General features: G+C 62.9%; 17 protein-coding genes and 2 riboswitches. Of the genes, 5 read left to right on the top strand and 12 right to left on the bottom strand.

The genetic code is table 11. The features are described 5' to 3' along the window. Nucleotides 1–158 precede the first annotated feature (158 nt). The gene (locus M1D88_RS04260) at nt 159–896 is read left to right on the top strand and encodes a hypothetical protein (RefSeq protein ID WP_458113339.1); all 738 of its coding nucleotides are present in this window, start codon (nt 159–161) and stop codon (nt 894–896) included. Next, nucleotides 893–1,630: a hypothetical protein gene (locus tag M1D88_RS04255; protein ID WP_458113338.1), complete on the top strand. Its 738-nt coding sequence runs from the start codon at nt 893–895 to the stop codon at nt 1,628–1,630. Before M1D88_RS04260 ends, M1D88_RS04255 begins: the two co-directional genes overlap by 4 nt. A 199-nt stretch (nt 1,631–1,829) precedes the next feature. Here the strand turns inward: M1D88_RS04255 and M1D88_RS04250 are convergent, their stop codons facing one another. From M1D88_RS04250 to M1D88_RS04205, 10 genes are all read right to left on the bottom strand, one after another. After that, the gene (locus M1D88_RS04250; protein ID WP_458113337.1) at nt 1,830–4,856 is read right to left on the bottom strand and encodes an alpha-mannosidase; all 3,027 of its coding nucleotides are present in this window, start codon (nt 4,854–4,856) and stop codon (nt 1,830–1,832) included. A gap of 163 nt (nt 4,857–5,019) precedes the next feature. Next, nucleotides 5,020–5,892, bottom strand: a complete 873-nt coding sequence (fdhD, locus tag M1D88_RS04245) for a formate dehydrogenase accessory sulfurtransferase FdhD (RefSeq protein WP_458113336.1) — start codon at nt 5,890–5,892, stop codon at nt 5,020–5,022. Nucleotides 5,893–5,998: 106 nt separating this feature from the next. Continuing rightward, entirely contained in the window at nt 5,999–7,465 is a 1,467-nt protein-coding gene (locus tag M1D88_RS04240; RefSeq protein ID WP_458113335.1) for a molybdopterin molybdotransferase MoeA, read from the bottom strand. Further along, entirely contained in the window at nt 7,462–7,764 is a 303-nt protein-coding gene (locus M1D88_RS04235; RefSeq protein WP_458113334.1) for a DUF6457 domain-containing protein, read from the bottom strand. Before M1D88_RS04235 ends, M1D88_RS04240 begins: the two co-directional genes overlap by 4 nt. A 53-nt stretch (nt 7,765–7,817) precedes the next feature. After that, complete coding sequence (gene mobA, locus M1D88_RS04230) at nt 7,818–8,450, bottom strand: molybdenum cofactor guanylyltransferase (protein WP_458114422.1); 633 nt, start codon at nt 8,448–8,450, stop codon at nt 7,818–7,820. Between the two features lie 71 nt (nt 8,451–8,521). Beyond that, the gene (locus M1D88_RS04225) at nt 8,522–9,022 is read right to left on the bottom strand and encodes an HNH endonuclease (protein WP_247048426.1); all 501 of its coding nucleotides are present in this window, start codon (nt 9,020–9,022) and stop codon (nt 8,522–8,524) included. Nucleotides 9,023–9,333: 311 nt separating this feature from the next. Next, the gene (locus tag M1D88_RS04220) at nt 9,334–10,086 is read right to left on the bottom strand and encodes an NlpC/P60 family protein (RefSeq protein ID WP_458113333.1); all 753 of its coding nucleotides are present in this window, start codon (nt 10,084–10,086) and stop codon (nt 9,334–9,336) included. Nucleotides 10,087–10,188: 102 nt separating this feature from the next. Beyond that, on the bottom strand, nt 10,189–10,902 hold the full coding sequence (locus M1D88_RS04215) for a C40 family peptidase (protein ID WP_458113332.1): 714 nt from the start codon (nt 10,900–10,902) through the stop codon (nt 10,189–10,191). 4 nt (nt 10,903–10,906) lie between these two features. Beyond that, nucleotides 10,907–11,084, bottom strand: a riboswitch (cyclic di-AMP (ydaO/yuaA leader). 129 nt (nt 11,085–11,213) lie between these two features. Then, complete coding sequence (locus tag M1D88_RS04210; RefSeq protein WP_458113331.1) at nt 11,214–12,041, bottom strand: M23 family metallopeptidase; 828 nt, start codon at nt 12,039–12,041, stop codon at nt 11,214–11,216. A gap of 3 nt (nt 12,042–12,044) precedes the next feature. Continuing rightward, nucleotides 12,045–12,284, bottom strand: a riboswitch (cyclic di-AMP (ydaO/yuaA leader). Between the two features lie 122 nt (nt 12,285–12,406). Further along, nucleotides 12,407–13,102 carry a metal-dependent transcriptional regulator gene (locus M1D88_RS04205; protein ID WP_458113330.1) on the bottom strand — a complete coding sequence of 232 codons (696 nt, stop codon included), beginning with the start codon at nt 13,100–13,102 and terminating at the stop codon, nt 12,407–12,409. Nucleotides 13,103–13,415: 313 nt separating this feature from the next. Between M1D88_RS04205 and serC the strand changes: the two genes are divergently transcribed. Beyond that, a complete protein-coding gene (serC, locus tag M1D88_RS04200; protein WP_458113329.1) occupies nt 13,416–14,546 on the top strand; it encodes a phosphoserine transaminase in 1,131 nt (376 codons plus the stop codon). Between the two features lie 91 nt (nt 14,547–14,637). On the opposite strand, the gene M1D88_RS04195 is transcribed toward serC, so the two are convergent. Together M1D88_RS04195 and M1D88_RS04190 are read right to left on the bottom strand one after the other, a co-directional pair. Further along, entirely contained in the window at nt 14,638–15,243 is a 606-nt protein-coding gene (locus M1D88_RS04195) for a DUF3027 domain-containing protein (RefSeq protein ID WP_458113328.1), read from the bottom strand. A 9-nt stretch (nt 15,244–15,252) separates the two neighbouring features. Further along, nucleotides 15,253–15,636 (bottom strand): cold-shock protein, encoded by a 384-nt coding sequence (locus M1D88_RS04190; protein WP_309106603.1) that lies wholly within the window; start codon nt 15,634–15,636, stop codon nt 15,253–15,255. A 172-nt stretch (nt 15,637–15,808) separates the two neighbouring features. Between M1D88_RS04190 and M1D88_RS04185 the strand changes: the two genes are divergently transcribed. Further along, the gene (locus M1D88_RS04185; protein ID WP_458113327.1) at nt 15,809–16,039 is read left to right on the top strand and encodes a hypothetical protein; all 231 of its coding nucleotides are present in this window, start codon (nt 15,809–15,811) and stop codon (nt 16,037–16,039) included. 10 nt (nt 16,040–16,049) lie between these two features. After that, a complete protein-coding gene (locus M1D88_RS04180) occupies nt 16,050–18,557 on the top strand; it encodes a helicase-associated domain-containing protein (RefSeq protein WP_458113326.1) in 2,508 nt (835 codons plus the stop codon). The last annotated feature ends 1 nt before the right edge of the window (nt 18,558 follow it).

The raw sequence follows: 18,558 nt of genomic DNA, 5'->3' as shown, positions 1-18,558 counted from the left end.
CTCTCACCGCGCCAAACAGCGGAAAAACATCCGGACGTAGAAGAACCCGTTGATCCGGACTTGGGGGGTGTACGGACCAACGGGTTCGACCATCTAGCATAGTTGATACATCCCGCCGGCGCAAAGCCGGGCACTCCTCCCAATGCAGGAAGCCGTCCATGCCAGTCCCCGCCAAGGCTTTCCAACGATGGCTCCAAGGAGTTGCACCATCGGCGAGCATGGCCGATATCAGCCGCCTATCGGGCATCAAGCGCACCACCTTGGCGCAGCAACTGGTTCGTGGCAAAGTGGCCGAATCAACCCTCGTCAGCGTCAGCCGCGCCGTCGGCATCAACCCCGTGACTGCACTTGCCGTCTTTGACACGTTCGCAGACCTGCGCAAGGAACAATCACCACCGAGGCCGGAGGAGCTGGTCAGCCAGATCGCCACGACTGATCTGCTGCATGCGGTAATTGCACGTTCGATCCCGGACGATCCGGGATCGCCGCCGGTGCCACAGCCGCCGCTCATCCCCGCACCTCACGCAACCTCGGTGAGGAACTGGGTGGACGCAATCGACGACGGCGAGTTGAGGCACCGGGTCTCAGCCGCTACAGGTATCGCCCCCCAAAATTATTCTGCCCAGCTGACAGCCAACCGGCTGACCCCGGAGCTGGCAATTGCAACTGCCGTGGCAGCGGGTGTGGCTCCAACGAGCGGTTTGGTCGCAACCGGCCTCATCACCGAAGAGGAGGCAGGGTGGGCCCCTGAAGCACGGCAACGCGCTTTGGCCGGTTTGTCTGACGGGGAACTCGCTTCCTTGGCGGGAGACCGGCTGCAAGCCATCGGCAGGACACTGCGCCGCCAGGAACAGGACCATGAGCGAACAGAAAAAATTTGGGAGAACCTCGGATGATCGAAATCCTGCAGTGGTCCACGCTGGCGGTATGTAGTGCTCTGGCTCTGGCCCGGATACCCAGCGCCCTCCGTGGCCGTAACCGCTCCCTGTTCGCCATCTTTGTCCTTGCTACGCTGGCGATCCTCCTGAGCATCGACGAGCCGTACATGGCCGTGGATTTCTGGCTGGGTTCCGAAAACTACGCCAACCTGGTTCTCCGGTTCATCATCTATGTGACCGTCTTTCTTGCTGGACGGGGCGCGGCCAAGGCATTCGATGACTCCCGGGCCCTGCGCCGCCTTACCGGGCCTGTTGGTGCGGGCGTTCTTGGCCTCATCATGCTTGCCACCGTTGTTCTTTTTCTCCTCGCAGACACAGCCGGTTCCTCTACCGGACTGGCAGCCCTTCCCGGCAGGAGCCCGGAAAACGGCCTGCTTATCGGGCTTTACGCTGCTGCCGGTCGGCTCTATCCGGCGTATGTAGCGGCATGCCTGTTGCCAGTGACGCTTAGGGCTGTGACCCAGTCACTCCCGGGCGCCGTTCGCTTCGGGGCGGCCCTGCTGTCCCTTGGATTCGTTGCACTGATGCTGGGCATGCTGTTCCCCGTCATCCCGGCCTCCCTTGGATTCCTCCAGCCGGTCATCAACTACACGGCCGTCCTGGCCCTCATGGCCGGACTGGCCAGCATTTGGATCGGCAGGGTCCTGCTGAGGCGGACCAAGCCGTCACTGAGGTCATTTACCGAAAAGTAATTACAGGGACTTTCACAAAATCATTAGAACATGAGAGAATCATGAATGTGTGAACACCTTGTAGCGGCGTCGGGGGTAGGGATAATGTGCTCGATGCCCGCTCGGTGTAAGCAATGTTGGGGGGATGAGTGGTGGCGGGCTGTTGGGGACCGCCCCCACTCAGCCTATTTAACCGCCTCGTCGAGGTAGAGAGCGTCCGCTACCGCACGAACCTCAGCGTCACCAACTGGAACGGCCGCAGTGTCAACTCAGCAGAATCATTGCCGGCGCTGACGCCAGGGGCATCAACCGGACGTTCCAGCAGGTCAACGGAGTGCACCGACGCAACCGGGAAGTTGGCTGTAATCAGGCCAGCGGACCGTTCCCCCAGTGATTCATAGAGCCTGACAATCACATCCCCGGAGCCGTCTTCTGCGAGTTTGACGGCCTCAATTACCAGCGCCTGGTTGAAGACCGAAAACAACGCCTCCACAGGCTGCCCGCCCCTGACGATCCGCGGGGCCAAGTTCGTGCGGTAGCCCTCTTCGACTGCGTCCGCTATCGTCGCTCCCGGACGGATGCTGACTGTGAGCTCATGCACCCCCCGGTCGGCTGCAGGATCAGGAAACTTCGCAGCCCGGAGCAGCGAGAGGCGAACGGTGGTGGTGGTGCCGCCGTCGTTCCTTACACTCCGGGTCACGTCATGGCCGTACGTGGAGGAATTCGAGATCGCCACGCCGTAACCGGGTTCGGCCACGTGGATCCACCGGTGGGCGCAGATTTCGAATTTGGCGGTCTCCCACGATGTGTTGAGGTGGGTCGGACGGAACACATGGCCGAACTGCGTCTCGGACGCAGAGCGGTCGGCCCGCACATCCAGCGCGAATCCGAGCTTAAGCAGCTTTTGGCTCTCCTGCCAGTCAACGGCAGTTGAAATGGTCAGGGAGTCGGCTCCCGCCTCCAGGGAGATCCGCTGGGTCACCGCTGATGAGCCGGCCAGCCGCTCCACGACGACGACGGCGTCCCAGCCGCCTCGTTCGAGCGTCACAGACCGCGCCTCCTGCAGTGAGGTGACGTTGCGCCGGTAGAACTCATCGATGTCCCAGGCATCCCATTCGTTGGGAGTATCGCGGTGGAGTTCCAGATGGTTGCCGAACTGGCCGGGTGCTATCGCTTCGCGTCCGCTCGAGTAATCCATGAGTGAGGTCAGGAGTCCGTTGCCATCCACTACCGCTCGGATGACGCCGTTATCCAGGACGTACCCTCCTGCTTTTTCCGTCACTGTCACCGGAGTCTCTGAGCGCACTGGTTCCGCTGCGGCGAGCGCCGGGACCCCATTGCGTTCATGAGGCGCGGCATTCAGGAGGAACTTTTGATCGCCTTCCCCCAGCAGGGCAGCAGCTGCATCTCCGATGATGGCGTCGAGGCTTTCCATGACGGCCGCGTAGTTCCGCTCGGCATCCTGATGGACCCAGGCGATCGAACTGCCGGGCAGGATGTCGTGAAACTGGTGCAAAAGAACCAACTGCCAGAGCCGTTTCAGTTCGGCCTGGGGATAGTCAAAGCCGCCGCCGGTGCGCACGGCGGCGGTTGCACACCACAACTCCGCTTCCCTCAGCAAATGCTCGCTGCGGCGGTTGCCCAGTTTGGTCTTGGCCTGGCTGGTGTAGGTGCCCCGATGCAGCTCCAGGTACATTTCGCCCATCCAGACGGGCAAGGGGCTGTACTCTGCTTCGGCTTCGGCAAAAAAGCTTTGGGGGGTCCCGATGCGGACCCGCGGCGAGCCCTCCAGATCAGCCGTCCGGTGAGCCGCTGCGACCATTTCACGCGTCGGTCCGCCTCCGCCGTCGCCATAACCGAAGGGAACGAGGGAAACGGTGCCGCGCCCGTGGTCCCGGTAGTTCCGTTCGGCATGGGCAAGGTCCCGCCCACTCAGTTCCGAGTTGTAGGTGTCAACCGGCGGGAAGTGCGTAAAGAGGCGGGTACCGTCGATTCCTTCCCACTGGAACGTGTGGTGCGGCATCCTGTTCACCTGGTTCCAGGAAATCTTCTGCGTCAGGAACCACCGGCTTCCGGCCGCTTTCACGATCTGCGGAAGGGCAGCCGAGTAGCCGAACGAATCAGGAAGCCATGCCTCCTGGGAGTCCACGCCGAACTCCTTCAAAAAGAAGCTCTTGCCCTCAATGAACTGGCGCGCCATGGCCTCTCCGCCGGGCATGTTTGTGTCCGATTCGACCCACATTCCCCCAACGGGGACGAACTGTCCGGACGCGACTTTCTCCCGGATACGGCCGAAAAGCTCGGGGTAATACTCTTTTATCCAGGCCATTTGCTGGGCCGACGAGCAGGAGAACACAAAGTCAGGGTATTCGTCCATCAGCGCCACAACATTTGAGAACGTCCTGGCGCATTTGCGGATAGTTTCCCGGACGGGCCACAGCCAGGCTGAATCGATGTGGGCGTGACCTGTAGCAACGAGCCGGTGGGAGGACGCGTAGGCCGGCCGGGCCAGAACGGCGGCCAGCGCCTTACGGCCCGCAGCAGCAGTACCGGCGATGTCCTCGGGGTCCATGACGTCCATCATCCGCTCAAGGGCCCGGAGAATCTCGTGGCGGCGCGGAAGCTCCATCGGGAGTTCGTGCATCAGCCCATGGAGCGTCCAGACATCCTGCTGAAGCTCCCAAACGGTCTGGTTCAACTCAGCGATGGCGATGGTGCCGAGCCTGTACTGGGGCTCAGTTCCTGCGGTTACCTTGTCGCCATAGGGAGAGGGCGCAAAAGTCCAGCCCTGGGCCACGTCGGGGTTGGCGGCGGCTTCCACGTAGAAATCAATCGCCATGCCACTGCCCAGGAGCTTCAGCGGAACGTATTGGTTCCGCGGCGAAATGGCCTTAATGATGGTGCCGTCGGGACGCCAGGCGATCCCCTCACACTGGAAGCCGGGAAGTTCCGTGGTGAATCCGAGGTCGACGACGATTTCCACCGTTGTGTCCGGCAGCGTACCCCAGGAATCCGGCACCTCACCCTGCAGCCGAAGCCATTTTGTACTCCACGGCTTTCCCCAGGGGGCTCCGTGCTCCTGGGGCAGGAACTCCTGCCGGAGGGCTTCCATGACCGGAACGGGCTCGTCAGGAACATCCCAGCTGCTCAGGGACAGTTCTGTGGTGCGGGTATATACGGCAGCACTGATACGTTCGCGCATAAAGCGGTCGAGACGCACTTCCGTGATCCGGCGGTCGTCGTGCACGTGATTCCTCTTTAGGCTCGTATCCGGGTAGCTGCTGGCAAAGTCTCTGGCTGGGCCGTCACAATCAGCGTTCGCGCGGTCCAGTCATCCTCCCTGGCAGAAGACTGTTTCCATTCGATGGATGAAATCTTCTTGTCGGAAAGGGTAACACCAAGCCCGGATCCTATCCTGCCAGCGGCGTTGGAACCGTGATCCTGTGCTCCCCCGCGTAAACGTTAAGGCTGGTTGCCCGGCTGAAACCCACCAGCGTCATTCCGCTTGCTTCAGCCAGTTCCACAGCAAGGCTGGACGGAGCGCTGACCGCAGCCAGAGCCGGAATTCCCGCAAGCCAGGCCTTCTGGACAAGCTCAAAGGAGGCCCGTCCTGAGACCTGTAGTACGGTGCCGGCGAGGGGCAGGAGCCGCTCCCGCAATGCCCAGCCCACCACTTTATCCACAGCGTTGTGGCGCCCTACGTCTTCCCTGAGGCAGAGGAGTTCAGCCTCGCCGTCCTCCTGTATCCGGAAGAGGCCTGCAGCATGGACTCCCCCCGTGGCGTCAAACAATGACTGGGCCGCGCGAAGCCTCTCGGGAAGGGAAGTGAGGGTGGCGAGCGGTATCGGCGTGGCGTCTGCCGCCGGGCTGAACCGGGACGATTTCCGTACGGCTTCGATTGAGTCTGTGCCGCAAATGCCGCAGGAACTTGATGTGTAGACGTTCCTCCCGGTTTCGGGAACTGCTACGTCAGGCCGCAACTGTGCCTCCACTACGTTGAAAGTCTGCACCCCGTCCTCGTCCTCGCCGGCGCAAAACCTCAAGGAGAGGAGCTGATCCGGATCCCAGATGACACCCTCGGAGACGAGGAATCCGGCCACGAGGTCAAAATCATTCCCCGGTGTCCTCATAGTTACGGAGAAGGAGAGAGTTCCGAGCCTGATCTCCAGAGGCTCCTCGACGGCCAGGACGTCCTCTTTGTGCCGGACCGGAAAGTCGATTGCGCCCGGAGAGCCGTCCATCACGAACTTGCGGATCTTGCGGCGTACGCTCATGCGTCCCATGGGTTAACCCTGGCTTTCGTTCATGTCTCCATCATTGCAAGCGCGGGCGGGCTATGCCAGCGAGCGCTGTTCACAAGGAAACGAGCGCTGTTCACAAGGAAAACGGTCAATCCAGGAGTGCACTCCAGTCCACAGGACCATCCGCCGCTGCGCCTTTCCTTGCAGTCCTTTTGCCGGGCTTTTTCCCCGCTGTCTTCCCGGCTCCCGCGTCGGCACCGGATCCCGGGGCGGCAACGCCTGATCCCCAGGGCAGGGCGAAAGCGGGAACCAGCTCCCCGAGTTGCACCCCGTGAGGCGGCACCACCAGCACGCCGTCAGCCGAGGCAAGTCCGCGCATCATGCCCGGTCCCGCATGCTTCGCCGGCGACGCCATGCCATAGAGCAACCGGTAAGGCATCAGCCGGGTCCGCCCGGGGTCAGGCTCGATGGTCGTCCCGCTTGGTACTTCACTGACGGGCGGCATCGGCTGGTGTCCAAGGGCAGCCAGAAGGGGTGCCCCCACGGTGGACAGGGCCAGCATCGCTGCCAACGGATTTCCCGGCAACCCCAGTACGAACCTGCCGTCAGGCAACTCGGCAAGCACCACCGGGTGGCCGGGCCGCATGGCCACTCCATCAATCAGGAGCCGTCCGCCCAGGTCGGCAACTGCCTGCCGGAGATGGTCGGTGCCGCTGCGTCCTGTGCCTCCGGTGGTGATGACGACGTCGGCCGGGAGGCTTTCCGGGGCCGGCAGGCTCTCCGCTGCAGGCAGGCCGCCGTCCGGTTCAGGAACGCTGTCTTCCAGGCCCGCGCGCCAATCGGCATAGCCGTCCCCGATCCTGGCCTGGGACGCGCAGATTCCCCCCAGCATGGCCACGACGGAGGCCAGTTGCGGTCCGAACGTATCCCGAACCTGCCCCGGCGCAGGCAAGCCGTCACTGACCACCTCCGCGCCTGTCAGGAGCAGCTTTACCACTGGTTTGCCCAGAACTTCGACGGTGTCATGGCCGGCAAGGGCGGCAAGCGCAATGTGGGCGGGGTTCAAAACCGTGCCGCTCCGGACAAGCGTCTCCCCGTTCATGGCCTCCTCCCCTGCCCTGCGGATGTGCTGGCCATTCCGGGGCTCACCTGGACATGCGCTCCCGCCTACAGCAAGGACCGGAAGGCCGTCCACGTCAGTTGTCAGAACTCCGCTCTCACTCCGTAACACCGCTTTTGCGCCGGGCGGGACAAGGCCCCCGGTCACAATGGGGCTGGCCTCATGGGGAGCCAATCGCTGTCCCGGTTCGGAGAGGATCCACGGTCCCGTGCCATTCACCGCCCAGCCGTCCATAGCCGAGGACGCGTAGTGGGGGATGTCCTGCAGCGCCACAATGTCTGTTGCCAATGTCCTGCCAATGGCATCGGCTAGCCTGACTGGCCCGGCCGGAATGGGGCTGGCGCAGTTGAAGGAGGCCTGCCTGGCCTCTTGCCAGGTGTGGGCAAGGTGCTGGGGAGGCGTGTCGACGCCGTCGTCGGGCGATTCTTTCTCTGTGCGGGGCTGGGAGTGGTCAGAGGGACTTTCCCCTTCGGCCTCCGGAAGACCCGTTGTCATGCGCTGGGAACTCCAGTGTTTGCCGGCGGCTCGCCCGCGTAGTCCTTGGCCACGGTGCGGGCCACGCCCAGGGCGGCCTGCATCGAATGGGCATCGTTGGCCTGCCCGGAACCCGATGCCAGGCCGGCGGCAAAACCGGCAATGAACGTGGTCAGCGGGGCAGCGGGTCGCACGATGGAGTGGGCCGCTACTCCGGCCACGGCGAGCACTTCGTTGATGTCCACTTCGACGTTCTCCAGTTCGAAGGCCTGAAGCAACGCCCGGCACCACTCTTCCAGCGTCTCGTCCTGGCTTTTCACGAAGTGCCTCCAAATTCACCTGCCGTTGCGGACGCCACAACCAATGCGGGCCTTTACTGCTCCCGGTTGGACACCCCTAATGCGGCGGCATCGTCCCACGTGTCCACGTCGTCCGTGGACCCGGCAGGAACGGTAACCAACCTCACGTCAAGCCTAGCAAGGAGCGAGAAAACGGAGGCGTCGCTGAGTCCGCCCCGCAAACGGGCCTCGTCGACGGCGCGTTGCAGTGAATTCGTCCGGTAGAGCCCGGCCAGAGGCTGTTTCCTGCCTTGCGGGCTCACCGCCATCACTCCGTCGCTGCCGGAATCCGGGTTGGCGGCAGCAGCGGAAAAGCCAAGGTTTTGCCGGAGCACACCTACCGCGACGGCGGAGCGGGGCATGTCGCACGCCAGAATCAGTGTCAGCGGTGACGGCCTGCCGGTACGCCCTTCGGCCAGCGCTGCCACCCCTGCGGCAATCGCCGACGCCGGACCCGAATACGGCGGGTCCTCCCTCACGGCGAGGACCCCTGCTGGCAGCCCTCCGGGGTCCGGGCCCACTACCACCGTCTTAGCCGCTCCTTGCGCGGCTGCAATCGCACGCACAAGGAGGGTTTCGCCGTCGTACATCAACCCGGATTTGGGCACTCCGCCCAGACGAGAGGAACGGCCTCCGGCCAGGATCAGGGCATCAAAGGCCGCAGACATTGGTTCCACAAGATAAGCCTAAGCGGCCGGTGCGGCCAGAACGCAACTCTGCCCGCGGGCTCGTGAACTCCCTACGCGGCGGATTCAGGGAGGAGGAAGGGATCCCATTCGGGCGTGGGCTTCTCAAGTTCTTTGATCTGCCAGATGGTGCCTACCGGAGGCGCGGGGGAAAACCTCAGCTTCCAGCCCATCTCGGATGGGGTGTGGTCTCCCTTGGCGTTGTTACAACGCAGACAGGCGGCCACAAGGTTGTCCCACGAATGCGCGCCACCCCTGGATTTTGGGTGGACGTGGTCAATGGTGTGGGCTGCCTTGCCGCAGTATGCGCAGCGGTGTCCGTCGCGGCGCAGCACGCCCCGCCGGCTCACTGCCGTCGCAGTGTTGTACCTTGGCCGGATATAGCGGTTGAGCAGGATCACGGACGGTCGGCCCAGGATCTCCTGTGGCCCGACGACGGGATCGTCGCCCTCGGCCACCACGCTGGCTTTTCCAGCGAGCACAAGCACCAGCGCCCGGCGGAAGGTGACTACCGCCAGCGGTTCATATCCAGCATTCAGAACGAGTGTGCGCATGCGCATACCTCTTCACGGCCGCACCCGTCAGGGGCACGAGGGCCGGCTGCCCTCGGCATGTCCGGGCTAAGGATCGACATCACCAGAGTAAACACTGAATGCCCGAATTGCCGAATCCAGCCTTTGCGGCGAGCCGCAATTCCGATTACGCTCCGTCTCAGAATCCTTGGGCGATGGGCAACGTCGTCGTGAAAAAAGCAGAAAGACCCCCGTCCTAAGACGGGGGTCCTTCCGAGAAGTTTCTCCTGGCGGCAGTTCCAGACCGTATGGGTCCAGAGCCAGGATGGGCTGCTGTTTGCTTGGAGCCGGTATTAGCCGCCTACGCGGATGAAGACCGGGCCGGAGCCGACGTTGACGCTGAACAGGGCGGTGGTTCCGCCGTTCCAGCCACCGTGGACTGCCTGGCCGTTGCCGACGTAGACCGCGATGTGGGCCATGCCCATTCCGCCGTTCTCGTAGTAAGCAAGGTCACCGGGCTGAGCTTCGGCAGCGCTGACCGTGCGGCCGAGGGACAGGTAACCTGCCGGCCAGCCGTGGTAGTTGATGCCGACGGCAGCCAGGGAGTTGGTTGCCAGCATGGTGCAGTCCTGGGCAACGCCGAGCTGGGCGTAGGCGGCAGCGGCGATTGAAGCGCCCATGCCACTTGAAGCTGCGGGTGCGGGAGCGGTAGCAGCGACCGTTGCCGTAGCGGCAGCGGCGGGAGCTGCCGGGGCGGCTTCCTGCACCTCGACGACAGGCTTGGGTGCTTCGACGACCGGAGCCGGCGTCGTGGAGACAGCAGGCTTCTCGTACGAGATAGCAATCGTGGAAGCGGCTGAAATTGTCGCCGGGGTGGCCGACTTCACTTCGAGGGTGGACGCAGAGGTGGATTCGCGCTGAACGCTCGTGTCTGCCGCGTTGGCGGCAATTCCACTGGTCAGGACCAGGCCGGAGGCAGCAGCGATAACCGCAGCCTGACGGCCCACACCACCGGCGTTATCGCCGACGGACTTGGCAATGACAGCCAGCGAGTTGGTCTTGGTGACCTCGGCGCGGTGCCGTGCAATGGTTGCACGTGTAGTCATTAATTTTCTCTCTTTCGTATTCCTCGGACCGCGCTGGGCAGGCCGTGGGCTATGGACGTTCCGGCATCTTGGGGGTAGGCCGGAACGCCCCGAACGGGTTACTTAGCGAAGGGTGTAAAACGAGGAGGTGCCTGTTGCAGACACCGCGTGCAGGATGGTGCCCTGCGAGGGGTTCAGCGCGCTGATCATCATGCCGTTGCCAACGTAGATACCAACGTGGGCACCGCCGTTTTGCATGACCAGGTCACCGGGGGCGGGAGTGGAAGTGGGCGTCATGGACGTCCAGGCATTCGTACGGGGGATGCTGATGCCGGCCTGGGCGTAGACCCACTGGGTAAAGCCTGAGCAGTCCCAGCCGCTGGGAGTGGTGCCGCCCCACAAGTAGGGGCTGCCGATGCCGGTGTAGGCGATTGCTGCCAGGCCCGATGCAGCCGCTGACGAGGCGGCCGGCTTGTCGGTGGTGGCAGTCAGCTCGATTGCCGGTTCCTCGGACTGTGCCTGGACAGTCTCGATCTTCGGCGCTGCTTCGGTGGTCACGGACGGACGCTCAAAAACGACCTTGGCGGTCGGCTCCGCGGTTACCGCGATCTGAGTGGACTGTGAGCCTGATTCCGCGGTGGCGGCAACTCCAGGATTGCCCTCCGCCGCACTGGCTGGCAGGCCGGCAGCAAGAATGAGCCCTGAAGCAGCTGCAATGACAGCAGCTTGGCGACCAACGGTTCCCGCGTTGTTAGCAACGGCTTTAGATACGGAACCCAAGGGGTTCATGCGCACCGATTGAGCACGGTGGCGCGCAGCATTGTGGCGTGAAGACACGAAAGTAGCCTCTCCCAATGCCTACGAGGTGAGCTGTCGGATTCGGATGGGAGTCACCCGGCCACTTGGCTTCGTGAGAAGCTTCGCGACTTAACCCCAAGGTCTTCTTTCGAAGACCAAAATTGGTTCCCCCGCCTCTGCCAGACGATGTAATGCGAACGGACCTTGAGCGGTGGCAGAGTTAGGCAATCCACTCAAGAGCGCCAACTTCGGAAAAGTTGGCGTGGTTTAGACGGTACAGGACTTTGGATTGAATGTCACATTCAGGTCACGGCATGTCACAGAAATGTGAGAGTAATCCATCATCTAAATCAGAGCCAGCCCATGGGGTCGACAACTTCGCCGTTGACCATTACTTCGAAGTGGAGGTGGCAGCCGGTTGACGCGCCTGTGGTCCCGCTCAGGGCCACAGTGTCGCCCCGGGTTACTGTCTGGCCCACCTGGACATCGGACGAGGACAAGTGGTTGTACGTGGTTTCGAGCCCGTTACCGTGATCGATGACCACGCGGTTTCCGCCTCCGAAGGGATGCCAGCCGGCAAAAGTGACCGTGCCGCTGGCTGCTGCATGGACGGCGGTACCGCACTGGGCAGCGAAGTCCTGGCCGCGGTGGAATTCTCCGTAGCCGCCGGTGATGGGGCTGACGCGGTAGCCGAAGGGGGAGGCAGTTATGAGCGAATCCAGTGGGGCCCCAAGGCTTCCGGCAGACGCTGCCCGGCTGACGCTGCCGGCGGACTGTGCGCTGAGGAGTTGCTTGAGCTTGCCGTCGGGATCACCGGTGGTGGAAACGGTGGTGCGGCTGAAATCAACCTTTGCGCCCGCAGCTGCGGAGACTTCAGGCTGGACAGAGGCGGAAAGGGCAGCACCCGTCGAGCCGACGCCGCCGGTGGCTGCCAGGGGGCTTGTGGCCGGAACCGTGACTGTGAGGATCAAGCCTGTGGCTGCCAGGGCGATGCCTGCCTTTTGCCCTACACCGCTGGCGCCGGCGAATTCTGTGACCTGACGAAAAGGGCTGCGTTTGCGGCGTGCATCCCGGTGCGGGTCCCGGGGACGGCCAGCGGCGGCGACAGCTTCGGATACTTGCAGCTCCAAAGCAGGACCGGTCGCACGGCGACGGCCCCTGGCGTTCTGGGTGGTCAAAGGTCTTCCTCTCTGGATAGCCTGCGAAGTTAGCTGTCGGATTCGGATCAGAGAGTGCAAAGATCCGGTCCGCCACGCAAGCTTTCCGGCACAGAGGAACCCTAAGAGGGACCCTTCGTTGGTGTGCTTGCTGCTGGCGGACTTCACCCCAAGGCTGTTTCTCAACAGCCGGTTGTGGTTCCTCCACCTCTGCCAGTAGGTGACTCGTGCACCTGATCTGCTGGCAGAGCTCGGCTTCAGATCAGGTAACGCTTTAGTATCGGCGCTAGTGCTCAACTATAGGCGATTAAATGGCGCAGTAATAATTTCGTTATATTTGGTCTGCTCCACGCACACTGTCCCGGGCGGCCGCTGATGAGGGACGGTCAGCTGACCGTAACAAACACGTGAGCCGCAACTTCGGGCGGAAGTTCCAGCGCACCTTCGATGTCCGGCACGCGCACTGAGATGTATTCGCCCACTCGCTCCAGCGAAATGGTTGCCCCGGGCCGGATGCCACCTTCGTCCAACTGAACGAGGAGTTCGGGCTCCACCTGGATCGGTTCGGCAAGCCTGCTGATCCGGACATTGGAGTTGACCCGGTAAGCCGACATTGCCACCAGGAGATTAACTGCGCCGTCGCTGAGGGGCTGCGAGGCTTCCCCGCCCAGTGCAGCGAGCCCGGGGATGGGGTTCCCGTATGGGGACTCCGTTGGATGGTCGAGCATTTCGTAGATCCGACGTTCCACCCGCTCACTCATTACATGCTCCCAGCGGCATGCTTCATCGTGGACGTATGCCCAGTCCAGACCGATCACATCGGCGAGGAGGCGCTCGGCCAGGCGATGCTTGCGCATGACCTCAGTGGCGCGTTTCCGGCCTGTTTCCGTCAGCTCCAGGTGGCGGTCACCCGAAACAACCACAAGCCCGTCCCGCTCCATCCTCCCAATGGTCTGCGAGACAGTGGGCCCCGAATGACGCAGTCGCTCTGCAATGCGGGCACGAAGCGCCACAATGTTTTCTTCTTCAAGCTCCAAAATCGTCCGAAGATACATCTCGGTTGTATCGATCAGATCCGTCATCCAGCTCAGCTCCTCGAGCTCAGTATCTTGCGTCCGTCAGCCGTACCTCATGCCGGACCGTGCCGGCGGTCCCATGGGGCCTCCGCAACGCAGCCCGGCCCCGGTGCTGTACGTCAGGCCAGCTTAACGTATTTTGAACTACTCCGGATAATCACTACCCAACCAAATGAGCGGCGGTGTTGGTCATGACCGCAGTGTGACGATCAAATTCCGTCAGTGGGCCCCGTCAGGCAGAATAAACGGGAGTCTTAGTTGCAGCAACCGTTACCTGCCGGGCCATCTCCTACGTCCAAAGTCGAAAATTGGAGCCATTGTGAGCGACACCAGCATCACTATTCCCGCCAACCTCCTACCCAAGGACGGACGGTTCGGTGCCGGCCCTTCCAAGGTCCGCCCGGAGCAGATGGCTGCACTGGCCGCGGCTTCGGCAACGCTGCTGGGAACGTCCCACCGCCAGGCACCTGTAAAGAACCTTGTTGGATCCGTCCGTCAAGGCCTGAGCGAGTTTTTCCAGGCCCCGGAAGGCTACGAAGTCATTCTCGGCGTCGGCGGGTCCACTGCATTCTGGGATGTCGCCGCATTCGGGCTGGTGGAACGGAAAGCCCAGCACCTGTCCTTTGGTGAGTTCGGTTCGAAGTTTGCCGCTGCCACCAACAAGGCGCCCTTCCTTGAGACCTCCTCAATCATCAAGGCTGAGCCCGGCACCCGGCCCGCCCCTGCTGCTGAAGCCGGCGTTGACGTCTACGCCTGGCCGCAGAACGAGACCTCCACCGGTGTTGCCGCCCCCGTCAAGCGTGTCCTCGGCGCTGACGAGGGTTCACTGGTCCTGGTGGACGCAACTTCCGCCGCGGGCGGGCTCGCCGTGGATGTGGCCGAGACTGACGTCTACTACTTTGCGCCGCAGAAGAACTTCGCCTCCGATGGCGGCCTGTGGCTCGGGCTGTTTTCCCCGGCAGCTTTGGAGCGGGCAGCCCGGATCAAGGCGAGCGGCCGGTGGATCCCCGATTTCCTCGATCTTCAAACGGCAATCGACAACTCCCTGCTGAACCAGACCTACAACACGCCCGCGTTGGCCACGCTGGTGACATTGGACGCTCAGGTGCAGTGGCTCAATGCCAACGGAGGCCTGGACTTCGCAGCGAAGCGGACAGCAGACTCTGCCGGCCGCATCTACGACTGGGCGGATGCTTCCGAGTATGCGACGCCGTACGTCGTCAATCCTGAGGACCGCTCCAATGTCATTGCCACCATAGACTTCGATGACTCCATCGACGCTTCCGCGATCGCCAAGGTGCTCCGCGCCAACGGAATCGTTGATACCGAGCCCTACCGCAAGCTGGGACGCAACCAGCTGAGGATCGCCACATTCGTTGCCATCGAGCCCGATGACATCACCGCATTGTTGGCCAGCATCGATTACGTGGTAGCTGAACTGAAGAAGTAGCAGCCTGCAAGTCCTGCAGAGAAAAGATCTAAAGACAGCGTCCGACGGCGCCGCCCGGGATTACGTCCGGCGGCGCCGTCGCCGTCTTTGGTTAAACGGTTCCCTCTGTGGAAGGGCCGGCCTCATCAACGGGCTCAGCCTCATCGAACGGCTCGTCCTCATCGAAAGACTCAAACGACTCGGCTGAAGGCGCCGTCTCTGGATCGGAAACTTCCGGCACAGCGTCAGCCACTGCTGCGGCGATCAGCCCCTTTGCCGCGGCGTCAATCCCGGTGTCCGCTTCTTCAGAATGTTCTTCGCTGATAATCTCATCGTCTTGGCGGGCATCCTCGGGGCGCACGCGCTCCGCCCAGGGAACCCATTCAGGGGCAAGAATCGAGTCCTCGGACGGAAGCAGACCCAGTTCATTGACGGTTACGGTCTTGGACCGGGAGTTCCTTGTCAGAACGGCGTACCACTGCCAGCCCTGATAGCCGGCAAGCTTCGATTCGAAAAGGTGCGTTACAACACGGTCCCCTTCCGTCCGGGCAGCCAGATGCCGACCGACCTGCGAGGCCGGGGCGATTCCCTCTACTGCTGTCCTGGCAACATCCACGGCCGCAGCCAGAAGCGCATCCGGTTTTCCGGTACGCCAGACCGGCACGCCTGTACGTCGCTTTGCAGGCTTTGATTCAGACTGATCGGATTCCGAAGTCATGTGGGGGCCTTAAGCGTCCAGCTCGTCGGCGACCTTACGCAGGGCAGCGGCAATGGCCTTGCCCTTGTTACCCTCCGGGTACTTCCCGGCGGAAAGCGTTCCCGAGAGGTTGTCCAGCACGGTCACCAGGTCCTGGACCACCGGCGCCAGGTCCTTTGCGTTGGTGCGCTTGGCCTTGGCTATGGACGGCGTCTTGTCCAGGACACGCAAGCCCAAGGCCTGGGCGCCCTTCCGGCCATCCGCTACGCCGAACTCAACACGTGTTCCTGCCTTGAGTTCCGTGATGCCCTCGGGCAGCGAAGACTTGGGCAGGAACACCTCTTGGCCATCTTCCCCTGCAAGGAAACCGAAACCTTTGTCCTTGTCGTACCACTTGACCTTGCCGGTGGGCATGCAATCAACCTTCTTCATTCTTCTGCGACTGGGAAACAGCCGTCCGCCGCCGCTAATTGGGCGGGTTTGGGCATGACGCCTGATCCATATTGGTCTGTTACGTCAACATTATCCTGCCGGGCCCCTGTTTCCTGCTTTCAGCCCGTCGGAGCCAGGCTGTTAGCGTTGCATCATGATTCCCTCCCGCTTCCAGCGGCCCTTCCAGATCTTGGCCGCTGCCGTGGCCATTCTGTCCCTGATCGCAGTGGGCGCCGTTATGGCCCTGGCTTTTGCAGGCATTGTTGCACCTGTCTGGATTACGTCGACGGCGCTGTATGGCTTACCGCTCGCGTTCCTGCTGATGCTGGCCCTGATTGCAGACGGAGTGGTCCGCCGGCGGGCAGGAAAGCCGTCCGGGCGGTAACGTTGGACTGATGTCCCTTATTCGCGCGCTCAGCAAGGAATTGGAGGCGCGCAGCGATGAATCGTTGCGGGCTCTTTTCTCCGCGCGACCGGACCTCATCTCTCCTGGCGTACCGGATTTCGCAGCCTTGGCGGCCCGCGCCAGCGGCAGGGTCAGCGTCCAGCGTGCCTTGGAGCGGCTGAACCGCCCCCAAATGCAGGTGCTGGAGGCACTGCACCTGTGCACCAACACTGACACCGGCCACAGCGCCTCCGCACCGGTCCTGAAAAAAGTGATCGCTGGTTCCACCCTCTCGGTGATTGAGCAGCTGCTGCACTCGCTTCAGGAGCTGGCACTGGTGCAACGTGCCGAACCTCCCCACGGTACGCCGCCTGCGGCCACCAGGCATCGCTTTTATCTCCCCGTTGGGAGCCTCAGGGACGTCGTTGGAATCTATCCGGCAGGGCTGGGTCGGAGCTATACCGAACTGGTCCGCCTGCAACCGGCCTTTTCCCAACGCGTAGTGCAGATCGTGGCAGAGCTGCGGGCAGCAGGTGCAGACATCCATCCCGCCACGACCCCCATGGACGCGGCCCTGTCCCTTCAGCATTGGACCTCGTCGCCCGAGTCGCTTCAGGAGATCCTTGCCTCTGCCCCGGGCCGGACCACTGCCCTGCTCGCCCGGTTTGGAAACTGGGCGATGGGAGCTGTTCCCCAGGCACAGCGCCGGACGTCGCTGGCAAACGAAGGTCACGACGTCGGGCCTGTCGACTGGCTCTTGGCCAGGGGCCTGCTTGTCCCCCTGGACGCTGCCCATGTGGAACTCCCCCACAGCGTGGGCATGTCCCTCCGCGGAGGGGCAATCATCGAGCACTTCACCCTGAAGCCACCGGTACCGAAACTCGGGTTCACCACCTCGGCACTGCGCCGCAACGCCGCCCTTGGCGCGATCGCCGAAACCCTTCGCCTCACCGGCGAGCTGCTCTTTGTTGTCCGTGGCCAACCCCTGGTAACCTTGCGCAGCGGCGGCGTCGGGGTACGCGAAATGAGGCGCCTTGCAGAGGCGCTGCGGATTGAACTGCAGCAAGCCAACCTGCTCGTTGAGCTGTGCGCCCTCGCCGGGCTCTTACGGCTCGACGTCGACAGTTCTTCGTGGGTTCAGCCGCCGCAGCTGGAGTGGCTAACGCTTCCCCGCCAGGAACAGTGGCTGTGGCTCGTCAATGCCTGGCTTGCCAGTGAACGTGCTCCTTCGCTCGTCGGTCAGCCCGTGTCAACCCAGGGAGCCGCCACAAACCGAGGAGCGGCGGGCAGCGTCATCAATGCACTGTCCGCGGAGGCCCAACGGCCCGATGCCCCGATCGTGCGCAAACGGATCCTGGAAATACTCCATGAGTTGACTGTTGAGGCTGCGGCGCCTGACGGGAAGGCCCCGGTGCTGGATGCTGCCGCAGTCCTGGAGCGCGCCGAATGGGCCCAACCCCGGATGGCCCGGCGCTTCGGCTCCCTGATCCGTGGTGTCCTGGCCGAGGCCGAGATGTTGGGCTTGATCGGATCCGGGGCACTCAGCCAACTTGGCGCTGCCGTGGCCTCAGGCCGGCCTGACGATGCTCTGGATATGCTGGGCGAGCACCTGCCGGCTGCCCTGAACCATGTGCTGCTGCAAGCGGATCTTACTGCTGTTGCGCCTGGCTATCTCGCGCCGGAACTCAGCGAAAAGCTCCTCGTGATGGCCGACGCGGAAGGCCAAGGACCGGCAACCATCTACCGCTTCTCCGTACCCTCCATCCGCCGCGCCCTCGACGCCGGAATGGACGCCTCCATGCTCTTGGAATTCCTGCGCAGTCATTCCGCCACGGCGGTCCCCCAGCCGCTGCAGTATCTGGTGGAAGATACCGCGGCCCGGCACGGGAGGCTCCGTGTTGGGGCGGCAGCAAGTTTCGTCCAGGCCGATGATGAAGACGCTCTCCTGGAGCTGCTCAACAACTCCAACGCTTCCGGCCTGGGTCTGGTCCGACTCGCCCCGACAGTCCTCGTTTCGTCCTCCACTCCCCGGGAGACCGCCCAGGTTCTGCGGGACTTGGGTCTCTCTCCAGCTCTGGAAGACCACGAGGCCGCCGTCGTCCGGTTGCGGCGGACCACCGCGGTGGCCGGCAGTGGCGTTCCCGTATATACGGCGCCCAGAACAGCGCCACTGGAATCGGATGTGAACGCCCAGCTCGCGGTTCTCCGGCAGGACCGCAGTGAAAACGGCGCGCGGCAGTCAACCGTTCCTGGGGATTCCCGGACAAAGGGCCTTGCAGAGGGGCGCAATAACAGTGAAGAGGTCACTCAACTCGGGCTGGAGACGCTCCAAAAGGCGATCCGGCTCAAGCAACGCGTCACGATGAACATTGTGGACAACCTCGGGAACGCGAACAGGGAAACCGTTGTTCCGGTAGCTGTATCCGGCGGCAGGGTCCGTGTGTTCGACCCCCACAAAGAAATTGAGCGGGTTCTCTCCATCCACCGCATTATCGACGTTGAACCAGCAGAGGAATAGC

The sequence above is a fragment of the Arthrobacter sp. R1-13 genome, from assembly GCF_054161475.1.
This window is presented reverse-complemented; position numbering and strand designations above follow the sequence as displayed.

Bases quoted from the DNA above. Each gene is read 5' to 3' on its own strand.
- M1D88_RS04180 (WP_458113326.1), top strand. From the start codon at position 16,050: ATGTCCCTTATTCGCGCGCTCAGCAAGGAATTGGAGGCGCGCAGCGAT.
- M1D88_RS04255 (WP_458113338.1), top strand. From the start codon at position 893: ATGATCGAAATCCTGCAGTGGTCCACGCTGGCGGTATGTAGTGCTCTG.
- M1D88_RS04240 (WP_458113335.1), bottom strand. From the start codon at position 7,465: ATGACAACGGGTCTTCCGGAGGCCGAAGGGGAAAGTCCCTCTGACCAC.
- M1D88_RS04195 (WP_458113328.1), bottom strand. From the start codon at position 15,243: ATGACTTCGGAATCCGATCAGTCTGAATCAAAGCCTGCAAAGCGACGT.
- M1D88_RS04205 (WP_458113330.1), bottom strand. From the start codon at position 13,102: ATGACGGATCTGATCGATACAACCGAGATGTATCTTCGGACGATTTTG.
- M1D88_RS04260 (WP_458113339.1), top strand. From the start codon at position 159: ATGCCAGTCCCCGCCAAGGCTTTCCAACGATGGCTCCAAGGAGTTGCA.
- mobA (WP_458114422.1), bottom strand. From the start codon at position 8,450: ATGTCTGCGGCCTTTGATGCCCTGATCCTGGCCGGAGGCCGTTCCTCT.
- fdhD (WP_458113336.1), bottom strand. From the start codon at position 5,892: ATGGGACGCATGAGCGTACGCCGCAAGATCCGCAAGTTCGTGATGGAC.
- M1D88_RS04185 (WP_458113327.1), top strand. From the start codon at position 15,809: ATGATTCCCTCCCGCTTCCAGCGGCCCTTCCAGATCTTGGCCGCTGCC.
- M1D88_RS04220 (WP_458113333.1), bottom strand. From the start codon at position 10,086: ATGACTACACGTGCAACCATTGCACGGCACCGCGCCGAGGTCACCAAG.
- M1D88_RS04225 (WP_247048426.1), bottom strand. From the start codon at position 9,022: ATGCGCACACTCGTTCTGAATGCTGGATATGAACCGCTGGCGGTAGTC.
- M1D88_RS04190 (WP_309106603.1), bottom strand. From the start codon at position 15,636: ATGCCCACCGGCAAGGTCAAGTGGTACGACAAGGACAAAGGTTTCGGT.